Source organism: Mucilaginibacter sp. 5C4 (genome assembly GCF_034345625.1).
Lineage (GTDB): Bacteria > Bacteroidota > Bacteroidia > Sphingobacteriales > Sphingobacteriaceae > Mucilaginibacter > Mucilaginibacter aurantiaciroseus.
The window spans coordinates 1,492,152-1,515,368 of sequence record NZ_CP133775.1 but is presented as its reverse complement, the minus strand read 5'-3'; the positions used below and the strand labels follow the sequence as shown (position 1 = coordinate 1,515,368).

At 45.2% G+C, this 23,217-nt stretch carries 21 protein-coding genes; 1 reads left to right on the top strand and 20 read right to left on the bottom strand.

Translation table 11 applies throughout. The features are described 5' to 3' along the window. The first annotated feature begins 122 nt into the window (after positions 1–122). On the top strand, positions 123–911 hold the full coding sequence (locus RHM67_RS07075) for a carbon-nitrogen hydrolase family protein (protein WP_322231403.1): 789 nt from the start codon (positions 123–125) through the stop codon (positions 909–911). Between the two features lie 347 nt (positions 912–1,258). Here RHM67_RS07075 and RHM67_RS07070 read toward each other — a convergent pair whose 3' ends face one another. The 20 genes from RHM67_RS07070 to RHM67_RS06975 all read right to left on the bottom strand — a co-directional run bounded on the left by RHM67_RS07070 (position 1,259) and on the right by RHM67_RS06975 (position 23,135). Then, entirely contained in the window at positions 1,259–2,566 is a 1,308-nt protein-coding gene (locus RHM67_RS07070) for an ammonium transporter (protein WP_322231402.1), read from the bottom strand. Between the two features lie 75 nt (positions 2,567–2,641). After that, positions 2,642–4,156, bottom strand: coding sequence for an NADH-quinone oxidoreductase subunit N (locus tag RHM67_RS07065; RefSeq protein WP_322231401.1), 1,515 nt, complete (start codon positions 4,154–4,156; stop codon positions 2,642–2,644). A gap of 5 nt (positions 4,157–4,161) precedes the next feature. Then, positions 4,162–6,063, bottom strand: coding sequence for a DUF4139 domain-containing protein (locus RHM67_RS07060; RefSeq protein ID WP_322231399.1), 1,902 nt, complete (start codon positions 6,061–6,063; stop codon positions 4,162–4,164). 72 nt (positions 6,064–6,135) lie between these two features. Further along, positions 6,136–7,740, bottom strand: coding sequence for an NADH-quinone oxidoreductase subunit M (locus RHM67_RS07055; protein WP_322231398.1), 1,605 nt, complete (start codon positions 7,738–7,740; stop codon positions 6,136–6,138). Then, the gene (locus RHM67_RS07050) at positions 7,740–9,803 is read right to left on the bottom strand and encodes an NADH-quinone oxidoreductase subunit L (RefSeq protein WP_322231397.1); all 2,064 of its coding nucleotides are present in this window, start codon (positions 9,801–9,803) and stop codon (positions 7,740–7,742) included. Before RHM67_RS07050 ends, RHM67_RS07055 begins: the two co-directional genes overlap by 1 nt. Before the next feature lie 158 nt (positions 9,804–9,961). Beyond that, positions 9,962–10,684, bottom strand: coding sequence for a hypothetical protein (locus RHM67_RS07045; RefSeq protein ID WP_322231396.1), 723 nt, complete (start codon positions 10,682–10,684; stop codon positions 9,962–9,964). Between the two features lie 162 nt (positions 10,685–10,846). Beyond that, positions 10,847–11,398, bottom strand: coding sequence for a TonB-dependent receptor plug domain-containing protein (locus RHM67_RS07040; protein ID WP_322231395.1), 552 nt, complete (start codon positions 11,396–11,398; stop codon positions 10,847–10,849). Positions 11,399–11,401: 3 nt separating this feature from the next. After that, positions 11,402–11,707 carry an NADH-quinone oxidoreductase subunit NuoK gene (gene nuoK / locus RHM67_RS07035; RefSeq protein ID WP_322231394.1) on the bottom strand — a complete coding sequence of 102 codons (306 nt, stop codon included), beginning with the start codon at positions 11,705–11,707 and terminating at the stop codon, positions 11,402–11,404. Then, positions 11,704–12,255, bottom strand: a complete 552-nt coding sequence (locus tag RHM67_RS07030) for an NADH-quinone oxidoreductase subunit J (RefSeq protein WP_322231393.1) — start codon at positions 12,253–12,255, stop codon at positions 11,704–11,706. Before RHM67_RS07030 ends, nuoK begins: the two co-directional genes overlap by 4 nt. Continuing rightward, positions 12,252–12,842: an NADH-quinone oxidoreductase subunit I gene (locus tag RHM67_RS07025; protein WP_322231392.1), complete on the bottom strand. Its 591-nt coding sequence runs from the start codon at positions 12,840–12,842 to the stop codon at positions 12,252–12,254. The genes RHM67_RS07030 and RHM67_RS07025 overlap by 4 nt, the downstream gene beginning before the upstream one ends. 70 nt (positions 12,843–12,912) lie before the next feature. Further along, complete coding sequence (nuoH, locus tag RHM67_RS07020) at positions 12,913–13,983, bottom strand: NADH-quinone oxidoreductase subunit NuoH (protein WP_322231391.1); 1,071 nt, start codon at positions 13,981–13,983, stop codon at positions 12,913–12,915. A gap of 415 nt (positions 13,984–14,398) precedes the next feature. Next, the gene (gene murI, locus RHM67_RS07015; protein WP_322231390.1) at positions 14,399–15,238 is read right to left on the bottom strand and encodes a glutamate racemase; all 840 of its coding nucleotides are present in this window, start codon (positions 15,236–15,238) and stop codon (positions 14,399–14,401) included. A gap of 63 nt (positions 15,239–15,301) precedes the next feature. Then, on the bottom strand, positions 15,302–15,814 hold the full coding sequence (locus tag RHM67_RS07010; protein ID WP_322231389.1) for an OmpH family outer membrane protein: 513 nt from the start codon (positions 15,812–15,814) through the stop codon (positions 15,302–15,304). A 52-nt stretch (positions 15,815–15,866) separates the two neighbouring features. Then, positions 15,867–16,397 (bottom strand): OmpH family outer membrane protein, encoded by a 531-nt coding sequence (locus tag RHM67_RS07005; RefSeq protein ID WP_322231388.1) that lies wholly within the window; start codon positions 16,395–16,397, stop codon positions 15,867–15,869. Between the two features lie 22 nt (positions 16,398–16,419). Beyond that, a complete protein-coding gene (gene bamA / locus RHM67_RS07000; protein ID WP_322231387.1) occupies positions 16,420–18,975 on the bottom strand; it encodes an outer membrane protein assembly factor BamA in 2,556 nt (851 codons plus the stop codon). A 63-nt stretch (positions 18,976–19,038) separates the two neighbouring features. Further along, positions 19,039–19,779, bottom strand: coding sequence for an isoprenyl transferase (locus RHM67_RS06995; protein ID WP_322231386.1), 741 nt, complete (start codon positions 19,777–19,779; stop codon positions 19,039–19,041). A 344-nt stretch (positions 19,780–20,123) separates the two neighbouring features. Continuing rightward, positions 20,124–20,645, bottom strand: coding sequence for a biopolymer transporter ExbD (locus tag RHM67_RS06990; RefSeq protein ID WP_322231385.1), 522 nt, complete (start codon positions 20,643–20,645; stop codon positions 20,124–20,126). 136 nt (positions 20,646–20,781) lie between these two features. After that, the gene (locus tag RHM67_RS06985; protein ID WP_322231384.1) at positions 20,782–21,570 is read right to left on the bottom strand and encodes a DUF6089 family protein; all 789 of its coding nucleotides are present in this window, start codon (positions 21,568–21,570) and stop codon (positions 20,782–20,784) included. Positions 21,571–21,581: 11 nt separating this feature from the next. Beyond that, positions 21,582–22,463, bottom strand: a complete 882-nt coding sequence (locus RHM67_RS06980) for an NAD kinase (protein WP_322231383.1) — start codon at positions 22,461–22,463, stop codon at positions 21,582–21,584. 9 nt (positions 22,464–22,472) lie between these two features. Beyond that, positions 22,473–23,135 (bottom strand): CBS domain-containing protein, encoded by a 663-nt coding sequence (locus tag RHM67_RS06975; protein WP_322231382.1) that lies wholly within the window; start codon positions 23,133–23,135, stop codon positions 22,473–22,475. Positions 23,136–23,217: the final 82 nt, after the last annotated feature.

The following is a 23,217-nucleotide window of genomic DNA, read 5'->3' as shown; positions in this document are numbered from 1 at the left end:
CCCTCTCCTCCGGAGAGGCTTTTTCCCTCACCCTCTTTGCGCACCAGAGAGGGTCGCGCACGAAGTGCAGCGGGGTGAGCAAATTCTACAAACTATAAAAACAATTCCTTAAATTCACCTGCATGAAAATAGCCCTTGCCTCTCCTACTTTTCCCACATCCATCCATGATGGTTTAAACCAGGTTGATCATCTTTCAAGAGATGCCGCGCAGCAAGGCGCTGTAATTGTATGCTTCCCCGAATCATTTATTCCCGGCTACCCGCTTACCGACCATAAACCGGAGAAAGCCACACATCAGCAATTATTGGATGCGTTAAACAAAGTGTGCGAAATAGCGGCTGCTAATGCCATCGCCATTATCATCCCAATGGATTGTTACGAGGAAGACCGGTTTTTAAATACCGCGCATGTGATATCGCCAACGGGCGAGGTGCTGGGTTATCAAACCAAAAATCAGTTAGACCCAAGCGAAGATAATTTTTGGGTGCCTGGAACACAACGCAGCCTGTTTGAAGTGAACGGCCTTAAATTCGGCATCACCATTTGCCACGAAGGTTTCCGCTACCCCGAATCTGTAAGATGGGCGGCACGCGAAGGCGCGCAGGTGGTTTTCCACCCGCACCTTACCGGCAGCGATGCAACCGGTAAACAAATAACCGACTGGGGCGACAGCCACAGCCCCTACTACGAAAAAGCCATGATGATGCGCGCGCTGGAAAATACCATTTACTTCGCAAGCGTTGGCTACGCCATGAAATTCCAGGAATCTACCAGTTCCATCATTGCGCCCGATGGCGTTTGCGTTGCCCACCAGCCCTACGGCCATGCCGGTGTTGTGGTTGCAGATGTCGATACCGAAAAAGCAACAGGCCTATTAGCGAAAAGGTTTAAACCTGAGTTGTATAAGTAACCACAATTGCAATGGTGAGCCTGTCGAACCATTCGTCGCTATCTCTCCGCGCGTTATTGCGAGTGATAGCGTGGCCAATCCTCGATAGAAAAGTCGTCGATTAGTGCTCTATTAGGAATGGCAGTTCTAAGTATATAAGCCTATAGATGTTAATTTTTTCGTAATGTGTTTATTTTTGTTTTGGCACTCAAGAAGCTACGCCATTTCTTTGCTTTAGCCACAAAAACGGACCAAAAGTTTCGGCATGTTCAAAGACGCGAAGTATCGCGTTTCTACATTATCGATTTTCGTAGAGACACGATACTTCACGTCTCCTTGCATAAAAATTTCCGTTTGAGCTTTTCTCCTTACAATTTCTCCCCGTGCTGGCTGATATCCAATCCCAAAACCTCATCTTCTTTAGAAACCCGCAATGGCGAGATCATGTCGGTAACTTTTAACAATATCACCGACCCAAAGAACGAGAATATGGAAGTAGCTACAAGCGCGAATAGCTGAATGAAAAACAAATGGGTGTGACCAAAGAATAACCCGTCGCCGGTTACGTTGGCGGGATTTACGTTGTGGTTGGCAAATACGCCGGTTAGTAACATACCTACCATACCGCCCACACCATGGCAAGGAAATACATCAAGCGTATCATCGATAGTGGTACGTGTACGCCATTCTACAACCAGGTTACTTACCACGGCAGATATGATACCGATGGCCAGCGAATGCGGAACACTTACAAAACCTGCTGCCGGGGTTATGGCAACCAAACCTACCACTGCACCTATACAAGTACCCATGGCCGATGGCTTGCGGCCGCGCAGCATATCAAAAAAGATCCAGGTAACACCGGCCGCGGCAGATGCTGTGGTGCTTGTTGCCAATGCGGTTACCGCCAAATGGTTTGCGCCAAATGCAGAGCCCGCGTTAAAACCAAACCAGCCAAACCATAACAGGCCCGTACCGATCATCACATAAGTGATGCGCGCGGGTGCGTGGTTGGCTTCGTTACGGCGTTTTAGGAATAAGGCTGAGGCCAATGCTGCCCAACCTGCCGACATGTGTACCACCGTACCGCCTGCAAAATCCAGCACTCCCAGTTTAGCTAATACACCATCCGGGTGCCAGGTGGCGTGGGCCAATGGCGAGAAGATGAAGATGCTGAACAGCACCAAAAATATGATATATGAATTGAAACGGATGCGCTCTGCAAAAGCACCTGTTATTAGCGCCGGGGTAATAATGGCGAATTTTAACTGGTACATGGCAAATAATAACAGCGGGATAGTTGGTGCGGCTTTCCAGCTGGCGTTGCCCAGCATGCCCTTCATCATAAAAAAGGTAGATGGATTGCCAATTACGCCGCCAATGCTATCGCCAAAGGCTAAACTAAAGCCAAATATGCCCCAAAGCACCGTAATAATCACCATACACACAATACTTTGCAGCATTGTAGATATAACATTCTTTTTATTCACCATTCCGCCGTAAAAAAAGGCAAGGCCGGGGGTCATAATTAAAACAAGCGCGGTGGACATTAACATCCAGGCGATATCGCCGGTATTAAAGTTAGATTTTACAGTTTTATCGTATTCTACGGATGGAAAAATAAACGTAAGTGATAAAATAACAAGGATTACAAAAAAGGGGAAGTAACGTTTCATATCAAATTAAAACCATTTATTAAAACGGCCTCAATTTATACAATTTTAGTAGATATTTTATAAAAAATGAAACAATTACAATAAATTAATCAATTTATCGGGGATAAGTCCAAAAATTATTAGCAATAACGCAACAACAGAAGAAAAAATCACCAGGTTACGCGATTGCAAATTTTCGTTCGGGGTAATTTCAACGCGTTTTAAAAATAAGTTCAACGGGATCTTGATGTAGTAGAACAAACCAACAACGGTAGTAACCGCACCGGTTATCAGCATGCCCATCAGCCAGATATCATGCGTTTGCTGGTATACGCCATACACTGCCGAAAATACTACAACCTTCCCTGTAAATCCCGCGCTGATGGGGATCCCCGTTAGGGAGATCAATATTATTACAAATGCTACAGATGCCAGCGGGTATTTAAAGCCGAGGCCTTTATAATCGCTTATGTTGGTGATGCCCTCGTTATTTTCAAAATAGTTGGCCAGCATAAGCGCGGCAATATTTGCCAGGCCGTAAACCAGCAGGTAATAAGTAAGCGCGGTAAGTCCTTGCCCGCTAAAGGTTACCACGGCCATCAAGGCAAAACCGGTATGCGCTATGCCCGAGTAGGCCAGCATCCGTTTTACACTATTTTGCCAAACCGCTGCAAAATTACCCACCACCATGGTAGCGATACCAACGGCAGATAATACCAGCCTGAAGTTTAACCCCGCCCAGTTAATATACATCCCGCTGGAGGTGATAAACGGTGTGATGAAATTTATCAGCAAGGCAAAGGCTGCTATTTTTGGTAAGGTAGACAGGTAGGCCGTTACCGGAGTTGCCGCGCCCTCATAAACATCGGGCACATAAAAATGCGCCGGCACCAGCGAAAGTTTAAACCCAATTCCCAATAATATCAATGTTAGCGCGAATGATACGCTTACAGGATTTACCTGGATCAGCCCCTCCTGCATCTCGCGCGAGAAAATATCAAGCGAACCACAGAAGGCATAGACAAGCGAAATACCATACAGCATTACTGCCGATGCCGTCGCGCCGAAGAGTACATATTTCAAACCCGCCTCGGTGCTTTTGGCATTATCGGTACGGTAGGCTGCCAACAGGTACGATGCAATGGAAACCATTTCAATAGCCAAATAAATGGACAGCAAATTTACCGCCATGGTCATTAAATGTAAGCCCAATACCGAGCCGATGACAATAGTGTACAAGTCCGACAAGCCTTTTTTGTGCGATGCCAGTTTCTTATCCCACGCAAAGTAGAAGAGCAGCATCAGCGCCAGCACATCTATAATAAGTTTAAAAACAATGCCCGTATGGTGCAGCATCAACATCCCGCTAAAAAACCGGGCGGTATCATTTGCGTTGAGGCTTAATTTTTGACTGATGACCTGTACGATCACAATCATCATACCACCCGTTGCTACCGCGCGGCATAATTTTGCCGAACGTTTACCAAATAAAAGATCTGTTACCAGCACCAAAATAAACAAGGCGGCTAAATACAGCTCGGGCACAAAAAAGCGCAGGCCGCGTAATACTTCGTTTAGCTGGGTGGTAACTTCTGGTAACAGATCCTTCATTTATTTTATTGTACTATAACTAACTGGTTTTTTGGATATTTAACCTGGTATTTTAAATGTAATTGTTTCTCGTCCTGCGGTTTCAGGTTTTGGCTCCACGATAGTTTGCCGCTAAGTTTATCCATCTGCGCACCGCTTACGTCTTGCGTTTCTACCTCAATGGCCGAGTTTTGCGATACCGGCACCTGGTCTTCCACCAATAAGTTCACGGGCTGGTTCTTGCGGTTCTTCACGTTTATCAACCAGTCGCGGGTTTCTTTTTTATTAGAACCGAAGCCTTGTTTCTCTGTCAAATCCTTTTGCAAGGTACGGGTTACCACAATATTTTTATCGGTACCTAACGATAAATTTAAGGTATCGGCAATGGCGTGGGTATCAATTAACGATTTACCGATAAACGTACCCTCAAAAAACAGGTTGGCCTCGCCTGATAAAAAGTTGTATTTGTTCCAGTCGGTGATGCGCGCGGTCAGGAATACGTCGGTGCTCAGCTTTGGCGCTACAAAGTACTGGTAGGTAGCATCGGTGTTCACTTCGTTTATTTCTACCAGGTATTGCTTGCCATCGCTCGGTACAGAGTATGGGTTAGCGATGTTAAACTCTACGTTGGTTTGGTTCTCTACCTGTTGAACTTCTATCGGGGTGGATTGCTTATCTCGCATTCCCCTAATTGAAATTTGGGAGGCAGATCCCGGCGAGCCCTGAACATTTACCCCAGCGGCTTTTCCTTGCAAATAGCCTTCTATAGATGAATATCCAGTTACCACAACTTCATTCAATTGCTGCGAAGATGCTTTCAGGCCAATGTTTAACACCGGCACCGTTGCAGTGCGTTCCATTTTTTCGTAACCGATGAAGCTATACTCTAAAATAGCGCTGCTGTTGGGCACCTGTATCGAGTAGTTGCCTGCCGCATCGGTTTGTGTACCGATGGACGTCCCCTTAATCCTTATAGCTACGCCGGGAAGTGGCAGGCGATCGTCCTGCCCAAACACCCTACCCGTTACCTTGGTAATTGCCGATTGCCGGCCAGAGTAATTCATGCCATAATTTAGATAATACGGCGACAACTCCGGCTTGCCGCCGCTAACCGTTGGGTTACCGGTTGATAGGGTTAGCTTTACATTTTTCCAGTCCTCGCCGCTTTGCTGGCTCACGTTAGCCTTGTAGGAGATGGTGATAGGGCTATTCACATTTTTGGCCCTGATATCGTAAGTTGGATACCAGTTAGCGTTATTAACCAGATAGGTAAGCGTAAACTGCGATTGCGCCGCCGCCTTTGATGAAACCATCACCAATATATTACTGGTTACGGTGCTGCTGCCGCGAAGGATATCGTTAATTTGTTTGGCGAAGCGTTCCTGCTGTATATTAAGGTCGGTTACCTGGTTATTGATCAGCTGCTCTTTCTTTTTGATCTCGGTCAGGCGGATAGTTTGATAATCCAAAGCTTGCTTTAATTTAAGCACATCCAAATTACTGTTTTGGCCGCTTACCACCTGGTTTTTAACCAGCATATTATATTCTTCCTGGTTAATGGTTAAAGCGTAATTCAGGAGCGATATTTTGTCATTCAGGGCCTTTTGCTGGGCCTGTAATTCCTCTACATGCTTTTGTTTGGCTTGCTCGTTCAGGTAATTCAATTCGTGCTTTACCGAAAGGATGGTAAAATCGCCGGCGGCACGTACCTGGATGCTTTGCACATCGATACCCGGAGAAATATTTTCGAACACTAAAGTGGATGTGCCGGGAGCCACGTTTACAGGCGATGTGCGGGTTACTTGCGCCCCGTTCAAAAACAGGGTAACCTTTTGCACCTTTGATACGATCTTTTGGGAATCATCGGCGTTAGCGACACGGGTAAGGCTGATGAACAGGCAGGCAATAAATAATAACTTTTTAGTCATGATATTTAATTTTACCTGTATGATGCACAAGCCTTAAGTTTTCCATAAACCGATGTAGAAATAAATGAAAATTTATTTCGCCTGGATAAATTGGACCAACGCCAGTACCGAATCATTCACCTCGCCAAGCACCAGCGATGGCAGGATGCCTAATAGCAATGCGATCAAAGCCAGCGGCAATAAGGTGGCCGTTTCGCGGAAGTTGAGATCGGTTAGGGCTGTCTTCCAAACGTCGCCACCTTTTAGGGATACGGCGCCGAAGAACATGCGTTGCAGGGTCCACAGGAAATAGGCCGCACTTAATAGGATTCCCACCGTACCACAGATAGCCATCCAATAAGGAAGCAAGCCGTTAACCGAATGTGATTTAAATGCGCCAGCCAGCGTAAATGCTTCGGCCACAAAAGCCGAGAAGCCGGGCAGACCTAACGAAGCGAAAAATGCCACCATCACATAAACGGTATACCGCGGCATCAATGTACCTAATCCGCGAAAATTGTAGATATCCCTGTCGTGTACCCTATTATAGATCACCCCTACCAGGAAGAAGAGCATGGTTGATAAAAACCCGTGGCTCACCATTTGCAGCACAGCGCCGCTGATGCCCTCGGCTGTATTGGAGGCGATGCCCAAAAGCACAAAACCCATGTGCGATACGGATGAATAGGCGATCATGCGTTTCAGATCGCGCTGGGCAAGGGCGTTAAAAGCGCCATATAATATGGAGATCACTCCCAATAAGCCAAGCCAAAATGCGCCGGATAAAGCAACCTCGGGGAAGATGCCTATACAGATGCGGATAATACCGTAGCCGCCAATTTTTAGCAGGATGCCTGCAAGGATGATAGATACCGGGGTCGGTGCCTCTACGTGGGCATCAGGTAGCCAGGTATGAAAGGGCACTACCGGCACTTTAATGGCAAAGGCAATAAACAGCACCACAAAACCAACGGTACGCGCAGGCATGCCCAAAATGGTAGCGTTGCTGAGTAAGGAGAATACCGATCCATCGATATAATTAGCCGGGTTCATCATGTGGATGATATTGAAGGTGTGATTGCCCGTAACCGGATCTTTAACCGACAAGTATAAACCCACCATCACCAACAACATAAACACCGAACCGAACAGCGTGTACAGGAAAAATTTAATAGCTGCGTACTCGCGCCTTGCGCCTCCCCACATGCCTATCATGAAGTATAATGGCAGCAGCATTAGTTCGTAAAAAGTGTAGAACAAAAAGAAATCCAGCGCGCAGAACACGCCAACTACGGCCATATCCAGCAGCAGGAACAGGGCAAAAAAACCTTTCAGGTTACTTTTTATTTCCCAGGATGCAATAGCGGCTATCACCATTACCAGCGAGGTCATCACCAATAGCGTTACTGAAATACCGTCTATCCCCACAAAATATTCTATCTGCATTTTGCCCATCGAACCAAGATCGAGGCTGATCCACGGGAGTTTTTGAACAAACTGGAACTGATCCTCGTGGTTGATGCCCGCGTGTGCCGCCCCTGTCTGGAAGTGCAGGTAAATGTAAATGCTGAAACACAACTGTAAAAACGTAGCCGCCAGCGTAATGTACTTAAAACTCGCGCGCAGTGATGATGGCAGCAGCAGAATAACTAAGCCAAACAAAATTGGGGTAAAAATGAGCAGGGTTAATATATTCATCAGGTCCAGATCAGTTTTAAAATAAATACGGTGATCAGCACTAATAGCATGCTGTATAAATAATATTGAATTTTACCTCCCTGGAAACGGCGGGCAAAACTACCAATGCCTTGCACTACATCTGCAACCAAATGCAGGAAGCCATCCACAATGTTTTTATCAAACCAGGCGGCAATACCCGCAATGGCTAATCCAACTTTTTCGAGTGAATTTACAAAGCCATCCACCACTTTTTTGTCGAACCAATAAAAGGCGTTGCTCAGCCACATTACAAAACGTATGATGACGCGGTTGTAGAACCTGTCGATATACCACTCGTTAAATGAGATGCGGTACAGCAGCCCCTTTTGCGGGAACGACCAGGTATTGCGTTTTACATAAATTACATATGCGCCATACATCACCACCACGCTTAAAATCACTACAATTAACGGAATGATGACATGGTACAGGTTTTCGCGGGCAAAAATATTGGTCAGCAAAAATCCTTTGTACAACCAGGCATCTTCATAAAACACCGGGCTGTATGAGAACACCGGGAACAAACAGCAGATCGCTAAAAACACCAACGGCAGTTTGTATTGCCAGCCGCCATCGCCCATGTAGATTCGGATATGCGGGTTCATCTTTTGAAGACGGAACTCGCCAAAGAAAACTTTGGTGATAAGCCTTGCTACATAAAAAGCCGTTAACCAGCTGGTGAGAAGGGCAAAATATGGGATTAATTTTAGTAAGCCGCCCTTATCCTCGCTCCAGTCAAACGCCTGGATCAGGATGCCGTCTTTGGAGAGATAGCCTGAAGTAAGCGGCAAGCCGGCCAAGGCGAGGCTCCCAATTAACGCGGCGATAAACGTTAGTGGTAATTTTTTGCGCAGGCCACCCATATGCAGGATGTTTTGCGGGTCGATATCCAGGTTGTTATCGTCCTTAATGTGTTTCATTTGATGGATGACAATACCCGCAACCAAAAAAAGCAAACATTTAAAGAACGCGTGAGTAGCCAAATGGAACAACGAGGAGGCGTAAGCACCCACCCCCATGGCCATTACCATAAAACCTAATTGCGATATGGTGGAGTAGGCTAATATTCTTTTCAGGTCGTTTTGCGTAAGGGCGATGGTAGCTGCCATAAACGCGGTAAAACAACCAATAACCGCCAGGATGGTTAGCTCGGTACCCGTAAACATTGGGTAAAACCTGCCCAGCAAAAATACCCCTGCCGCCACCATGGTTGCCGCGTGGATGAGTGCCGAAACTGAAGTTGGGCCCTCCATCGCATCGGGCAGCCAGGTATGTAACGGGAACTGTGCCGACTTTGCTGCCACGGCAAGAAAGATCCCGCCGAAGGCTACGTATTGCCAGGTAGCCGGGATACTGCCCAAAGGGCTTGTCCACTCGCCGTTAGCGATGATGGCATTTGCGATGAGGCTTTTCTCGGCAAAGAGTTCTTGAATATCCAATGTATGGAACTGGGTAAACAGGATGATGATGGCCGATAGCAAGCCGATATCCCCTATCCTGTTCATAATAAAGGCTTTTTTGTTAGCGATGATGGCACTCTCGCGGGTAAACCAAAACCCTATCAACAGGTAGGATGAGAAGCCAACCATCTCCCAAAAGGCATAAAGCAATATCAGGTTATCTACCACCACCAAAGTCAGCATGCTAAAACAAAACAGACTTAAATAGCGGAAATAACGACTGTAACCGTCATCATCCTTCATGTAAGCGGTAGAGTAAATATGCACCGGCAGGGCTATCACCGGGACCAATAACAGCAGCAATACCGATAGATTATTCAGCAGGATGCCTGCCTGCACCTTGGTAGCCCCAATGGTAAACCAAACCTGCTGCGCATGAATGGTATGGCTGCCCCAAACTTTTATAAATACATTGGCAGCCAAAACCGTGCTTACCAATATCGCTAATGTAGATACCCAGCCCGAGGCCTTGCTTTTGCCCAGCAGTAAAAAGTTTAACACAAAGGCAGCAAAGGGCAGCACCACTGCTATAATAGCAAGGGTTATGGTTTGCGCGTCGGTTTGTGGTAGGGTTGGGTTCAAATTATATCTAATATAAAATTAAGCTTTTTTGTTCCCCTCTTGAGAGGGGAGTGTTGGGCTGCGTTGTTGCAGGGGTGTGTTAGTCGCGCGACTAACACACCCCTTGCCCCTCTCAAGAGGGGAACTTAGCTCATAATATTTACCAAGGCCTGCTTTCATCAATTTGCCGGTTGGTTTAGTTCAATAATAAGTGTTGCCGGTTTGCGGTTCTTGCGAATGCCACTTGGGCCGGTAAAGGTGGCTGCTTTTATATCAGCTTTGCTGGCCAGCTCCCACAGTTGCAGCTTGTCCTCGCCGGTTAGTTCGGTGCCATCAGGCATCACGTACGTAACGGCCAGATCTTTTCCCCTACGCGAGCGAATGTATGATTTATAAGCTTTGGACAGCGTACCAAATTTCCATTGGTACAGCTTGGTGCCATACTTTTTAGTGGTAACGTTAACCGTGGTATCATTCACGGTAGCGCCTGCAAATTTCGGCTGAATCAGCTTATCAATTTTCAGGATGGTTTCCGGGTCGATATCTGATACTTTTCCAAACGTTGCCTCCTCATTCAGCACAAAGGCTTTTTGGTTTCCTTGCTGCTTTGGCAAAGGCAATAGCGTGCTTGGCAAATCTGCAGGCAAAGCTTGTTTGGTCTTCACGATCAGCGCACCCGCGGCAGCCTTTTGGCCGTACATCATTTTGGCGCCTTTCGGTTTTATAACGGATACATCCAGGATACTTTCAGGCTTCAGGTCCTGCAGGCGGCCGTGGTATTCGTTATCGTTCACCATTACAAACGGGCGGTCGCGTTCTTCGGGAGGGTCTTTCAGCACCAGTTTCTTGGTAACGCTATCCACCGAGAAGAACGGATAAGTTACCCTTTCTTCTTCCTCCACGTGCTCCTCTACACGGGCTCCCCCCCCCTTGAGCGGTGCCTTGACGAACGTTTTTTTGTGTGCTTAGTAGTCTTGGCCTTCTTTTTTGTCGCATGCTTTTTCCGCTGCGCAAAAGCGCAAACAGAGATCAGCATCAGCAATATTAAAAGCAGTTTTTTCATTTTAGTTTTTCCCTTGTCTTTCGGTTTCGGCTTTTCTGGTAGAATGTTGCTTTTTATAGGCCTTGGTAACGATGATCACCACGCCATTTTTACCGGTATCGCCATATAGGGCAACAGATGAGGCATCTTTTAATACCGATATATTGTCAATATCATTAGGATTAAGAGCCTTCATACCCTCAGTGGTTGCCTTATTACCATCGATAATATAAAGCGCTTTTGCAGCGGCAGAATCGGCTTTAGCCGCAATAGCTACTTTAGTTGAAAGGTTAACTCCCTTACCTTCTTTAGTGGTAATTAAAATAACTCCGTTTAAACCCTCTGCACCGTATAATGATGTTGACGATGGCGTTTTTAATACCTCTATCTTTTCGATATCATTTGGGTTGATGGTATTAATATCACCAATATATTTTACCCGATTGACCATTACCAACGGAGGCAATCCATTGTGAGTTAAATTTAGTTTAGTTTCCTTTTTAGCAGTATCCGGCATTTGCGCGAAAGCGCTTACCGACAAGAATAACGAGAAAACAACAAGTAGCTTTTTCATATCTTAATCTTTTAACTGGTTAATTTTATCAGGATCGATGGTTTTGTAACGGCGGTAAACGTTCAATATTATAGCCAGCGCAACAGCAGTTGTAGCAGCAGCCAAAACTATGGCAAACAGTGCGAATACCTGCCCCCCGTTATTGGTCTTATCGTATTTACCAAAAGCTACCAGGTTTAATATGGCGGCGTTCAGCATTAGCTCTATGCCTATCAAAATCTGGATCGCGTTCTTTTTGGATACGATGATGAAGAGGCCGATGCAAAACAACACCACGCTCACCAGCATAAAATCGTTAAGGCCTATCACGCTTCTACCGGCTCCTTTCTGGACAGATGCGCCGCGCCAACCAAAGCTATCATCAGCAATACCGAGATCACCTCAAATGGCAGTAGGTAGCGTGTCATCAAACTTACGCCAATGTCGTTAATACCCGTCCCATTTACCGGTACCACATTTTTTGTTGCGATGGCCGTTTTTATCCAAGGTAGATTGTTGATATCCGCTTTAAAAACCACATTTAGCATCACCACCAAAAACAGGGCGGCCAATATAAATGCAGGTAAATTATGCATACTGATGAATTTTGTTTTCTGTTGCTCTGCAGTAGCTAAAGCCTCCTTGCCCGAGAGCATAAAAGCGAACAGTATCAGCACCAAAATGCCGCCAACGTAAATTACAATTTGGGTAACGGCCACAAAATCGGCAAGTGCTAAAACGTATAACCCGGCCACGCCAAACAGGGTTACAAAAAACAAAAAGATGCTGCGCACCAAATTCTTCCCCGCGGCTACAACCAAGGCCGAGCCCACGGTTACAAACGCCATCAGGTAAAACATTGCCTGCACTAAACTCATACCCCTCCCTCCCTTGCTTTCATGGCGGCTAATTTAGCGGCTTGCTTTTCGGCAGTCTGGCGTTCCAGCAGGTCGCGCTTTTCGGCAGCAAACTCGGGCAACATGTCCGAGAATTCGTAGTTCAGGTCTTTCAGTTCAAATACGGTTTTATCGTACTCGTTGGTCATTACAATACACTCCGTTGGGCACACAATAGTACACAGTCCGCAATACATGCACTTGGCCATATCAATATCAAACTGGGCGGCGTAAAGCAACTTTTTAGACCCGTCGGATGTTTCGCCGATGCTGCCCTCGGTCGATTTTATCGATTCGATGGTGATACAGTTCACCGGGCAAATTTTGGCGCAAAGGTCGCACACGATACAGTCGTCAATTTCCACATCCAACTGGTAGCGGCCCACCTCGGGCACAGGCAGTTCCTGCTTAGGGTACTGGATGGTATTAGTATTATTTTGCTGATGGAAGTAATTATCATTGGCGATAGGCGTAATCTGCCTTTTGGCATTTGAAGCAAACAAGGCCCTGATGGTAAGAGAGAGCCCCTTCCATGCCGTTGTAAAACCGTTTAATGCTCTTCGTAGCAAATTCTAAATAATAAATAATAAATTCTAAACTCTAAACTCTAAAAGCTAAATCGCAAATCCGAAATCAAACTCACATAATCCACAGCCGCCACACGCCCGATATTAGCATGCAGGCAAAAGCCAGCGGGGTTAATACTTTCCAGCACAGGTTCATCAGCTGATCTACCCGTAAACGGGGCAGTGTCCAGCGGATCCACATTTGTACGCCTATTAAAAGTAAGGTCTTTATCAAGATCCAGATGATGCCCCAGCCCGCGCTGGTTGTCCACGTTGCCAAATGTACCGAACCTATGTTTGGTAAAGGCGTATTCCATGCGCCTAAAAATAATATTACGCCTACCATCGATACCAAAAACATCATGGAGTATTCGGCTAAAAACACCAGCGCGAATTGCAAACCGGTAAACTCGGTGTGGAAACCTGCTACCAATTCCGATTCCGCCTCGGGAATATCGAACGGTGCGCGGTTACTCTCTGCCAACGATGCGATGAAGTAGATCACAAAGGCCACCATCAAATGAGGCGCCTGGAAGATGTTCCACGACAGGATGCCCCCAATTTGTGATACATCCCAGAAGCCAAAGAACTTCGCCTTATCTGCCGAAAGGATACCCTGCTGCATGGCTATATCCTGCAGGTTAAGGGTCTGCGCTATCATCACAACAGAGATGAGCGCGAAACCCGCAGGGATCTCGTAAGAAATGATTTGCGCGGCAGAGCGCATTGCCCCCAGTATTGAATATTTATTGTTCGACCCCCAACCGGCCATTAGTATGCCCAGGGTTTCGATAGAGATAATAGCGAAAATATAGTAAAGCCCAATATTGATGTTAGCAGGGATCAATCCCGGCCCCCAGGGCAAGGCGGCAAAGGCAAGGTACACCCCAATAAAAATAATAACGGGTGCGGCCAGGAACAAGATCTTATCGGCCGCTGCCGGGATAATAAGCTCCTTTTGCACCATCTTCATCATATCTGCCAGTACCTGCAGGGAACCGTATTTGCCCGTTTCTGTAGGGCCAAGTCGGTTTTGGATAAAGGCGCTTACCTTACGCTCGGCATATACGCCAAACATGGTAAACAGGCCCACAAAAGCAAATAAACCTGCTGCTACAATAAAATATGTAAGGTAATAATTCAAGTGCGATTGCTTTGGGTTGCAAACTTAATAAATGCTAAGGATAGTTGACTGTTTTGGTAGTTGTTTTTTGCGCTGCGTGATTGGATTGCACCGATGTGGTTTCACTATGGCTACTAACTAATCTCTGTTCACAAATCACTATTCTCTAAAATGGCCGTTGCCTACGGATCATACGCCTGCAGGCATTAGGCGCGAGTCCGGTATCCGCCCCACTCCCTAACGCAATTGTCTGAACCGGGATTCGCTTGATTTAGGGATTGGTAGGCTTTCAAAATGAATCTCCATTTATTACCTGCCTGTTCAAGCGTTTACGCTTGAACGTTGTACGCTTAAAATTGTTTGCGCCAAGCGTGGACGCTTGGCGAGGCAATGTATTATGTGCACATCTACATATTTGCACATCTGCACATCTATTTTAACATACTTCCCTTACATCAACAAACTCACTCTTTACATTATCTGCAAAAAAGAGCGACGCATGGCGGTCAAAATCGGGGGTGTCATCAATGGTGGTGTAAAACTGGCGGTTGCCTTGTTTGCTGAGGCGTTGCTCCATTTCGGGGTGGCGCTGCAGGTAATCTACCAGGCTGGTGGCTACAATGTCGCCTTGCGCAACTACATTAACATTGGCCGGCAGGTGAGCTTTTATTTTCTCCTGCAAAAGCGGGTAATGGGTACAGGCCAGTAAAATGGTATCAATATCAGGTGATTGCTCCATCAACTGATCCAGGTAAAGCTCTACGTAGTAATCCGCGCCGGGTTTGTTGTATTCGCCGTTCTCTATCAGTGGTACCCAAAGCGGGCAGGCCTGCTGGTAAACTTTAAGATCGGGGAAGAAGTGTTCTATCTCTAACAGGTACGAGCCGGATTGCACGGTGCCTTTGGTGCCCAGTACACCTATCTGTTTGGTTTTGGTATAATTGCCAATAACTTCGGCCGTGGGGCGAATTACGCCGAGCACACGTTTATCGGTATGGAGGCCAGGCATGTCCTGCTGCTGTATGGTGCGCAGGGCTTTGGACGATGCGGTATTGCAGGCTAATATTACTAACGGACAGCCTTGCTTAAACATCCATTGCACACATTCCCAGGTGTACTGGTGAATGGTTTTGAACGAGCGGTTGCCGTAAGGGGCGCGGCCGTTATCGCCCAGGTATAAATAATCGTAACCTGGCATTTGCTCTACTATAGAACGGAACACCGTTAAGCCACCTATACCCGAATCAAATACCCCTATGGGACTGCCTACCAACATATCATCAAAAATAAAAAAAGCGCCCCGTAATGGAGGCGCTTTCTAAATAATTTAATTTTGAGATTACTTTAATCCTAATTTAAGCTTTACAGCCGGCATCAGGTCATCAGCGTCCGGAGATACTACTAAGTACTCGCTGGTGGTATCTAATACGTAACCGTAACCTTTTTCTTTAGCTACCGCTGTAACTGCACCACGTGCTTTATCAATCAATGGTTTACCAAGCTCGCGTTGTTTAGCCTCAACTTGTTGCTGAGATGAAGTTTGGTAATCCTGTAAGCGTTTTGCGATGTCCTGCAATTCGCTTTCAGCGGCGCCACGCGCTGCATCAGTCATGCCTGCACGTTTTGTTTGGTAAGCCTGGCCTTTGGTCTGGTATTCGTTATTCATTGTACTAAGTTGATCAATGAATTGTTTCTGGTAAATTTCAAGCTGAGATTTTACAGTTTTAGTTTCGGGCATAAAATCGATCAACTGCTGAAAATTAATGTGGCCAATTTTTGATTGTGCCTGGGCAAAGTTGCCTGCAAATAACATTCCTGCTGCAACTAAAGCAACTTTAAATAGTTTTTTCATTTGTGTTCTTCTGTGTTTAAAAAAAATAGTTCTAATTATAAATATACAATCTTTATTTAGCAAACACGCCCGGTTTTAAACCTAAACGAGTTACTACAGCATCGCTCTTGTTATAACGCGGGCTTGCGTACAACATTATCACTTCGCTGTTTTTATCAAATATCATATCCAGGTTTTCGCTTTCGGCTACAGCCTGTACAGCTTTAGACACCCTATCCTGTATTGGTTTAATCAGCGCGTTGCTTTTTTTAGAAAGCTCGCCATCCGGCCCAAATATCTGGCGTTGGTAATCCTTCGCTTGTTTCTCTTTATCTACAATTTCGGCCTCGCGGCGTTTACGCATATCCGGGGTCATCAACACCTGGTCGGCCTGGTAGGCTTTGTAAAGGCGGTCAATTTCCTGGAAACGGACGTCAACATCCTTCTGCCACGATTCTGAAAGTGATGCCAGTTGTTTCTGCGATGAAGCATACTCCGGCATGTGTTTCAAAATATAATCCGAATCTACATAAGCAAAACGCTGGGCAACTGCCGCGGTACATGCTGCAAACGTAACAAATAGTATTAAAATTATCTTCTTCATAATAAATAATCGTTATACAAAATTAATTAAACCCGCCACTTAAGCTTTGCGAAATAGTAAAGTGGAAGTGGCCTTTGTTGGCATCGGGCTGGTTCGGGATCTTGTCGAAACCGTAGCCGTAGTCTAAACCAAGCAAACCAAATATCGGTAAAAATATCCTTGCACCAACACCTACAGATTTCCTTATATTGAAAGGGTTAAATTGGCTAAAACCATTCCAAACATTACCACCCTCAGCAAAAGCTAACAAGAAAATGGTTGCAGACTGCCCAGTAATAACGGGATGCCTTAGCTCCATAGTATATTTATTGTAAATAGCACTACCCTGGTTGGTGTTTGCAGTTAACCTTGAACCCTCGGGCACTATAGAGAAGTTTTCGTAACCACGTAAACCTATAACATCTGTACCTTGTAAGAACTGGTAGCTTTGCATACCATCGCCACCCAGTTTGAAACGCTCGAACGGAGACGGCCCAACCAAAGCATTATACTGCCCCAGGTAACCAAAACGCACCTGCGACATTAATACCAGTTTACCGGTTATACGCTCGAACCACTGTGCATCAAACTTCCATTTGTAGTACTCTACAAAGTGGTATCTTTCTTCGGGCGTTGCCACTTTATAGTTCACGTTATTAAACAACGAGTATGGTGGCGTTGCCTGTATGGTTAATTTTATGTTTGAACCCGATGTTGGGTACAAAGGCACATCAACCGAGTTACGGCTAAGCTCCTGGGTTAGTTTAATATTGTATGATGTACCATTCTGGAACAGGTAACCACCATAGTTATCCAGATCGTAGTGATCTACGTTTAACGAGTAGTTTAACTGGAAGTAGTTATCAGGCCAGTTTAATTTTTTACCTAACGTTACACCTATACCATTGATACGTAATTTGTTATAGTAAGGGCTGCTTTTAGGATAATATTGGCCTGTTGAACTACCTTGTGTATAAGCCGATAAAGCGAAATAGATAGGTTTTTTACCCCCCAACCATGGCTCGGAGAATGTGAACGAGAAGTTTTGGTAAGTACGCCCGCTCGATTGCCCCCTTAAGCTTAATTTTTGGCCATCGCCTTTTGGCAAAGGTTTGTATGCTTTAAGGTTGAAAATGTTACGCAGCGCAAAGTTGTTGAATGTTAAACCTAAGGTACCAACCAACTGGCCACCACCAAAACCACCTGATAGTTCTATCTGATCGGATGGTTTTTCAACCACATTGTAAACCAGATCCACAGTACCGTCGGCGGGGTTAATGTTCGTAGGCCTTGGCTCGGTTTTTTGCTCATCAAAGTTACCCAACTGGCCAATCTCACGCGCACTACGAATCAATAGTTCTTTGTTAAATTTTTGCCCCGGTTTGGTACGGATCTCGCGCATTACCACTTTATCATTGGTAACATCATTACCTTTTAATATAACACGGTTAATGGTATACTGCGGGCCTTCATAGATACGGATATCCAAATCCACGGTGTCATTATAAACCCTGGTTTGAACCGGGTCTGCATTAAAGGTTAAGTAACCATTGTTTAAGTATAACGATGATACGTCATCATTACTTGGCGTTGGGCCTGTTAAACGTTTTGATAATTCAACCTCGCTAAATACCGTTCCCTTTTCGATACGCAGTATCCTTTCTAATAACTCGGTAGGGTAAGTTGCATTACCCGAGAATTTTACATTACCAAAATAATACTTGGGGCCTTCGTAGATCTTGATTTTTACGTCGACGGTTTTTTCGTCATGTTTGGTAACGGTATCGCTCAATACTTCGGCATCGCGGTAACCTTTCCCTTGTAGTTTTTCAATAAGCGTTTCCTTGTCTTCTTCGTATTTGTCTTTCTTGAATTTTTTTGAACCGAAGATGTTATATATTTTTTTCTCGCGGGTGTTTTTCAACAGCTTTCGCAACTTGGCATCAGAGAACGCCGTGTTACCCTCAAAGTCAACACTGTTAATTTCAACCTTCGATTTTTTATCAACTGCAACATCCAGTATAACGCTGTTGGCATCCCCTGGGTCTTTGGTTTGGGTTATTTTAACGGTAGTGTTAAGGTAGCCCTTTTCGTTAAAGTGTTTTTTAATGATGGCCGTTGTAGTACTCAGTAAGTTTTCGTTCACGATCTTACCGGTTTTATCTGCCAGTTTTTTATTTACGTCCTCTATCTCGCCCTTGCGGATGCCTGTAATGTGCAAACGCGATAAACGCGGGCGCTCTGTTACGGCAATTTCCAGGTAAATGGTATCCATGTTGATGCGGGTAACATTTAGCTGTACATTATCAAAAAGGCCTTGTTTGTAAAGATCTTTAATAACATTCGCGTTAGCCTCACCGGGAAGGTTTATCTTGTCGCCTTTGTTTAGTTTAGATATAGTAAGCAACACATCCTTATCCAAATACTTGGCACCAGATACGGTTACACCACCTATAATATAATCTTTTGGGTTTAGGTAACTTAAACTATCGGCAGGGATAGAGCCGCCGGATAATGCTGATTGCCTTTGGCCGCCTACCTGAGCCATTGCTGCAGTGCTTATAACAGAGAAGAGTAGAGCAAAAAAAACTTTATTCATTCGAATATTTTAGTGGGCTAAAAATAATTTATACAGTTGTTAAAAAGTGTTAAAAGTAAAAATTTAGTTTACCTGCTCGCTTGTCATCCCAAATCGGCGTTCGCGTTTCTGGTAATCAAATATCGCTTCGTACAAATCCTCGCGCCTAAAGTCGGGCCATAGTTTGGTGGTGAAATATAGCTCGGCATAGGCAATTTGCCATAACAAATAATTACTTATGCGGTATTCCCCACTCGTCCTTATCAAAAGTTCGGGGTTGGGCATACCGCCGGTATATAAATTATCTTCAAACAATTGTTCATCAATATCGGCAGGGTTTAATTCGCCGCTTTGTACTTTGGCTACTATGTTTTTAGCAGCCTGTACTATTTCGCCGCGGCTACTGTAGCTTAATGCAAGCGTAAGTACCAGCCCGGTATTACCGGCTGTTTTGCCTATGGCATTCTCTAACTCCTGGTGGCATTTGCCGGGTAGTGCCTTAAGATCGCCTATGGCGTTCAGGCGCACGTTATTTTTCATCAGCTTGGCAATCTCCTTATTAAGGGTGCTGATGAGCAGTTCCATAATGGCGGTAACTTCAAATTTGGGGCGGTTCCAGTTCTCGGTGCTAAAGGTATACAGGGTAAGGTATTCGATACCCAACTCGCTGGCGGTCTCCACAATATCGCGTACAGATAGCACGCCATTATGATGGCCAAACACCCTTAACTTGCCTTTACCCTTTGCCCAGCGGCCGTTACCATCCATAATAACAGCTATATGACGGGGTAACTTCTGAAGATCTATCTGGTCCTTATAACTCATTTCCCGATCGGTGTTAACAGCTGCTTATGAACTGTAGCGCCTGTAGCCTTGTTAAAATTTAAATCGTTTTTAGCAAAGCCCTCAACAACTTATGCCCTTTTTTTCAGGTGACAAAGGTAAAACTTAATTGTATTTATTTTAGTATGCGTTAAAAAAGAAATAATTATCAACGGGGGTGGTTTTGGATGGCAGGGATTTGCTGTTTGCATAGTTACTCACCCCGACTACGCTGCGCTGGCCGACCCTCGCTGCTGTGCAAAGAGGGTAAGGAGAATAAACCATAGCTTCCGCATAAAAAAGCACCGTGGCTTGTACCATGGTGCTGCAGTATAATTCAATTACTTTTAATACGCCTGCTGCTCTTTCAACAAACTGATATCCTTTGGGGCGATATCTGCAATGGCGTATTGCTGTGTGCTTGTTATTTTCATTTCATCAAGCGTGTTTACCAGATTGCCATAAACGGATGTTTCGGCGGGTTTTATAATTATCAGCATACTTTTGCCGGTGGTTTGCTGCACATGTTTGCTCATATCAAATATAGCCTTGCGCAAGCCGCTACCGCTATAATTGGTAACAGTGGCAGGTATTAACGGTTTATCTGCTAAGCCCAGGTAGTACATGGCCTTGTTGTTTTTTCCCAGGCAGATAGTCATGGTGCGGGATTGGGCTACCGGTTCGCTCTCCTCGCCTACCGGCATGGCTACGTCCATAGCGCTGGGTTTGCTTAAGGTTGTGGTAAGCATAAAAAAGGTAATGAGCAGGAAGGCAAGATCAACCATTGCAGTAAGATCTACCTTTAACGCGGCTTTTTTCGAGCGGGTTTTTGTGCCTGATTTTTCCGGGGATGAATTTAATTCGGCCATAGCAGTATAGTTTAATGTGAAACAATTGGTTACATGTAATAATACATATAAATATAACTGTTAATTTACAATAAACAAAATTAAATTCTGTAATTTTAAAATATAAGATTTTATATTTTGAATTATGGCGTTTTAGTTAATAATAACAGGCCTGCGTTACAAAAGTATAAGATACGGTAAAGCCCACAAACATGTAAAAATCCCGTTGGCGGTAATCGCCACGCTGGGAGCCGGCGTTACCGATGTATACGTTGGTCTTTTCGCCTGAGCGGTCTGAAAGCGCCCTTGCTGTAGCATTACTGAATGACCCTTTAGCGGCGTAGTTTTTACTTACATCGTCCAAATAATCGGTATTGGTGAAGCGGTACCCAAGGTCCGCAGCAACAGTCCACTTGCCCGAAAAGTTATATTTAAACCCGGCGCCAAACGGCACTACTATGGCCGTGTTTGCGTAGGGGCTGGTTTGCCCTTCGGTTTTTAATGGCCGCAAGCCAACAACGTTGCCTTTATACATCGCCCTTGGCGCGTACGAGGCTATGCCGGCGCCCAGGTATATATAAGGTGTGTATTTATTTTTGCCAGCATCGGGGATGTAACTCATAAAGTTGAACTCGGCCATCAAACTAAGTTCTTTTATGGGGGTTGTAAAGCTCAGGTTACGGTCGCGAAACTGCTGGATGCCCGAGGTACTGTCGGCGCCGCTTATTTGCGCAAATGTGTAATTTAGCTTTACACCCAGGTAGCGGTTAAAATTACGCTTTACAAACAGACCCACCTGCCCGCCGCTTGGTTTAACAGGGTTATTGATATTAAGATCGCCGATGTAACCGGCCGCGCCTATATTGCCGCCAATTTCCCAGGTTTGCTGGGCATGTACATTTATGCTGATAAACAGTAAAATATAAAAGGCGTAAAATTTGGGCATCAAGGGATCAGTTAATAATTACGGGCGTCTAAACCCCATAATAGTTTTTTCCTTAACGTAGATAAGTAGCTTTCATTATTCAGGCGTACCAAATTAAGCTTAAAATCGGCCTTGTACACCTTAAATTGCATGGGTTTGTCTACAATTACAGTACGGCTATCGCACGATACAATGTAGTTATTGCCCCGGTAATCAATATCCAGTGTAAGCACGCTGGTATCAGGCAATACTACCGGCCTAACGTTTAAGTTATGCGGTGCCACAGGTGTAAGCACTATACTGTTTGAGTTAGGGAAAATAATAGGCCCGTTACAACTTAACGAATACGCGGTTGAACCCGTTGGCGTCGACACGATGAGCCCATCGCCCCAGTACGAGTTTAAAAACTCGCCATCTAACGCTACATGTGTGGTGATCATGGCACTATCATCGCGTTTGTGAATGGTTACATCGTTAAGCGCGAAGTTGTTTTCGCCAAATATTTTATGTTCAGAATCTATCACCAGTAGTTCACGGGCATCCATTGTAAACTCCTGGTTTACTACAGCGTGTATAGCTGCCGCTATATCGCTTTTGTTGATGCTGGCCAAAAAGCCAAGCCTGCCAAAGTTGATACCGATAACCGGCACGCCCGAATCGCGCACAAGGGTAACCATATCCAGCAGGGTACCATCGCCCCCAAGGGTTATAAAAACATCTACATTACCTTTGATGGGTTCATTACAGTTAAGAATTGCACAGGTACTTGTATCTACATTACCTTTTAGGTTTTCGCTTAATATAGGGTGAACGTAAACCTCAACCTTGTGTTGCGCAAGGCTTTCAAACACCTGGCGGATGTACGGGAACACCGATGGGTCGTTAAACTGCCTGCCGTAAACTGCTATTTTCATATGCTGGGTTTACAGGTTCAGGTAATTCATGAACGAATCGAACCTGTCCATAGAGTTATCGTTATGGTCGGTGAAGTTAAAGGTGGCCTTTACGTCGTAATTGTAGCGTTGAAACGTGGCCAGTATAGTAGAGATGTCCTGTTTATTCACCTTTAGGGTAATCTCCATTTTGGTACTATCCGGAAAAGTGCGGGTGTACGAGCTCAGGATCTGCGCGTTATCTGACTCTACCACTTGCGACATGTGCGCCAGCGAATTATTCTTATTATCAACCTCCAAAACAATAATACCGCCCGGCTCGGATACCGAGGTAAGCTTGGCAAAGTACTCGTTCATGGTGTTGATACTGATGAGACCCAGGTATTCCTTTTTGATATTAAGCACGGGCACCACGCTTAGCCGGCGCTCATAAAACAGGCGGATCACATCGTAAATATGCTGCTCTTCCAACACATATGGGTTTACCAGCGATAAGGCTATCGAACCTATGGGCGCGTTGTAGTCTGTTTCTTCGACCAGGTCATCCTCGCTTATCAGGCCCAGGAACTGTTCCTCATTTACAATTGGCAAATGGCTCACACGAAACTCGGCCATACGGTCAAACACCTTCTGTATACTATCAGAAGTATGTACCGGCGGCATCGCGTCAGATATAAGCTCAATTGCAAGCATAGTTATTATTTTTAAATAGCCCCACCCAAACCCTCCCCAGAAGTGAGGGGCTAAGATTTTTAAGTCTCTCCGCTAACCAGCG

Bases quoted from the DNA above. Each gene is read 5' to 3' on its own strand.
- RHM67_RS07005 (WP_322231388.1), bottom strand. From the start codon at position 16,397: ATGAAGAAGATAATTTTAATACTATTTGTTACGTTTGCAGCATGTACC.
- RHM67_RS07070 (WP_322231402.1), bottom strand. From the start codon at position 2,566: ATGAAACGTTACTTCCCCTTTTTTGTAATCCTTGTTATTTTATCACTT.
- RHM67_RS07065 (WP_322231401.1), bottom strand. From the start codon at position 4,156: ATGAAGGATCTGTTACCAGAAGTTACCACCCAGCTAAACGAAGTATTA.
- RHM67_RS07075 (WP_322231403.1), top strand. From the start codon at position 123: ATGAAAATAGCCCTTGCCTCTCCTACTTTTCCCACATCCATCCATGAT.
- RHM67_RS07040 (WP_322231395.1), bottom strand. From the start codon at position 11,398: ATGAAAAAGCTACTTGTTGTTTTCTCGTTATTCTTGTCGGTAAGCGCT.
- RHM67_RS06980 (WP_322231383.1), bottom strand. From the start codon at position 22,463: ATGAAAATAGCAGTTTACGGCAGGCAGTTTAACGACCCATCGGTGTTC.
- RHM67_RS07055 (WP_322231398.1), bottom strand. From the start codon at position 7,740: ATGAATATATTAACCCTGCTCATTTTTACCCCAATTTTGTTTGGCTTA.
- RHM67_RS06990 (WP_322231385.1), bottom strand. From the start codon at position 20,645: ATGGCCGAATTAAATTCATCCCCGGAAAAATCAGGCACAAAAACCCGC.
- RHM67_RS07030 (WP_322231393.1), bottom strand. From the start codon at position 12,255: ATGAGTTTAGTGCAGGCAATGTTTTACCTGATGGCGTTTGTAACCGTG.
- RHM67_RS06995 (WP_322231386.1), bottom strand. From the start codon at position 19,779: ATGAGTTATAAGGACCAGATAGATCTTCAGAAGTTACCCCGTCATATA.
- RHM67_RS06985 (WP_322231384.1), bottom strand. From the start codon at position 21,570: ATGCCCAAATTTTACGCCTTTTATATTTTACTGTTTATCAGCATAAAT.
- RHM67_RS07010 (WP_322231389.1), bottom strand. From the start codon at position 15,814: ATGAAAAAACTATTTAAAGTTGCTTTAGTTGCAGCAGGAATGTTATTT.
- RHM67_RS07060 (WP_322231399.1), bottom strand. From the start codon at position 6,063: ATGACTAAAAAGTTATTATTTATTGCCTGCCTGTTCATCAGCCTTACC.
- bamA (WP_322231387.1), bottom strand. From the start codon at position 18,975: ATGAATAAAGTTTTTTTTGCTCTACTCTTCTCTGTTATAAGCACTGCA.
- RHM67_RS06975 (WP_322231382.1), bottom strand. From the start codon at position 23,135: ATGCTTGCAATTGAGCTTATATCTGACGCGATGCCGCCGGTACATACT.
- murI (WP_322231390.1), bottom strand. From the start codon at position 15,238: ATGTTGGTAGGCAGTCCCATAGGGGTATTTGATTCGGGTATAGGTGGC.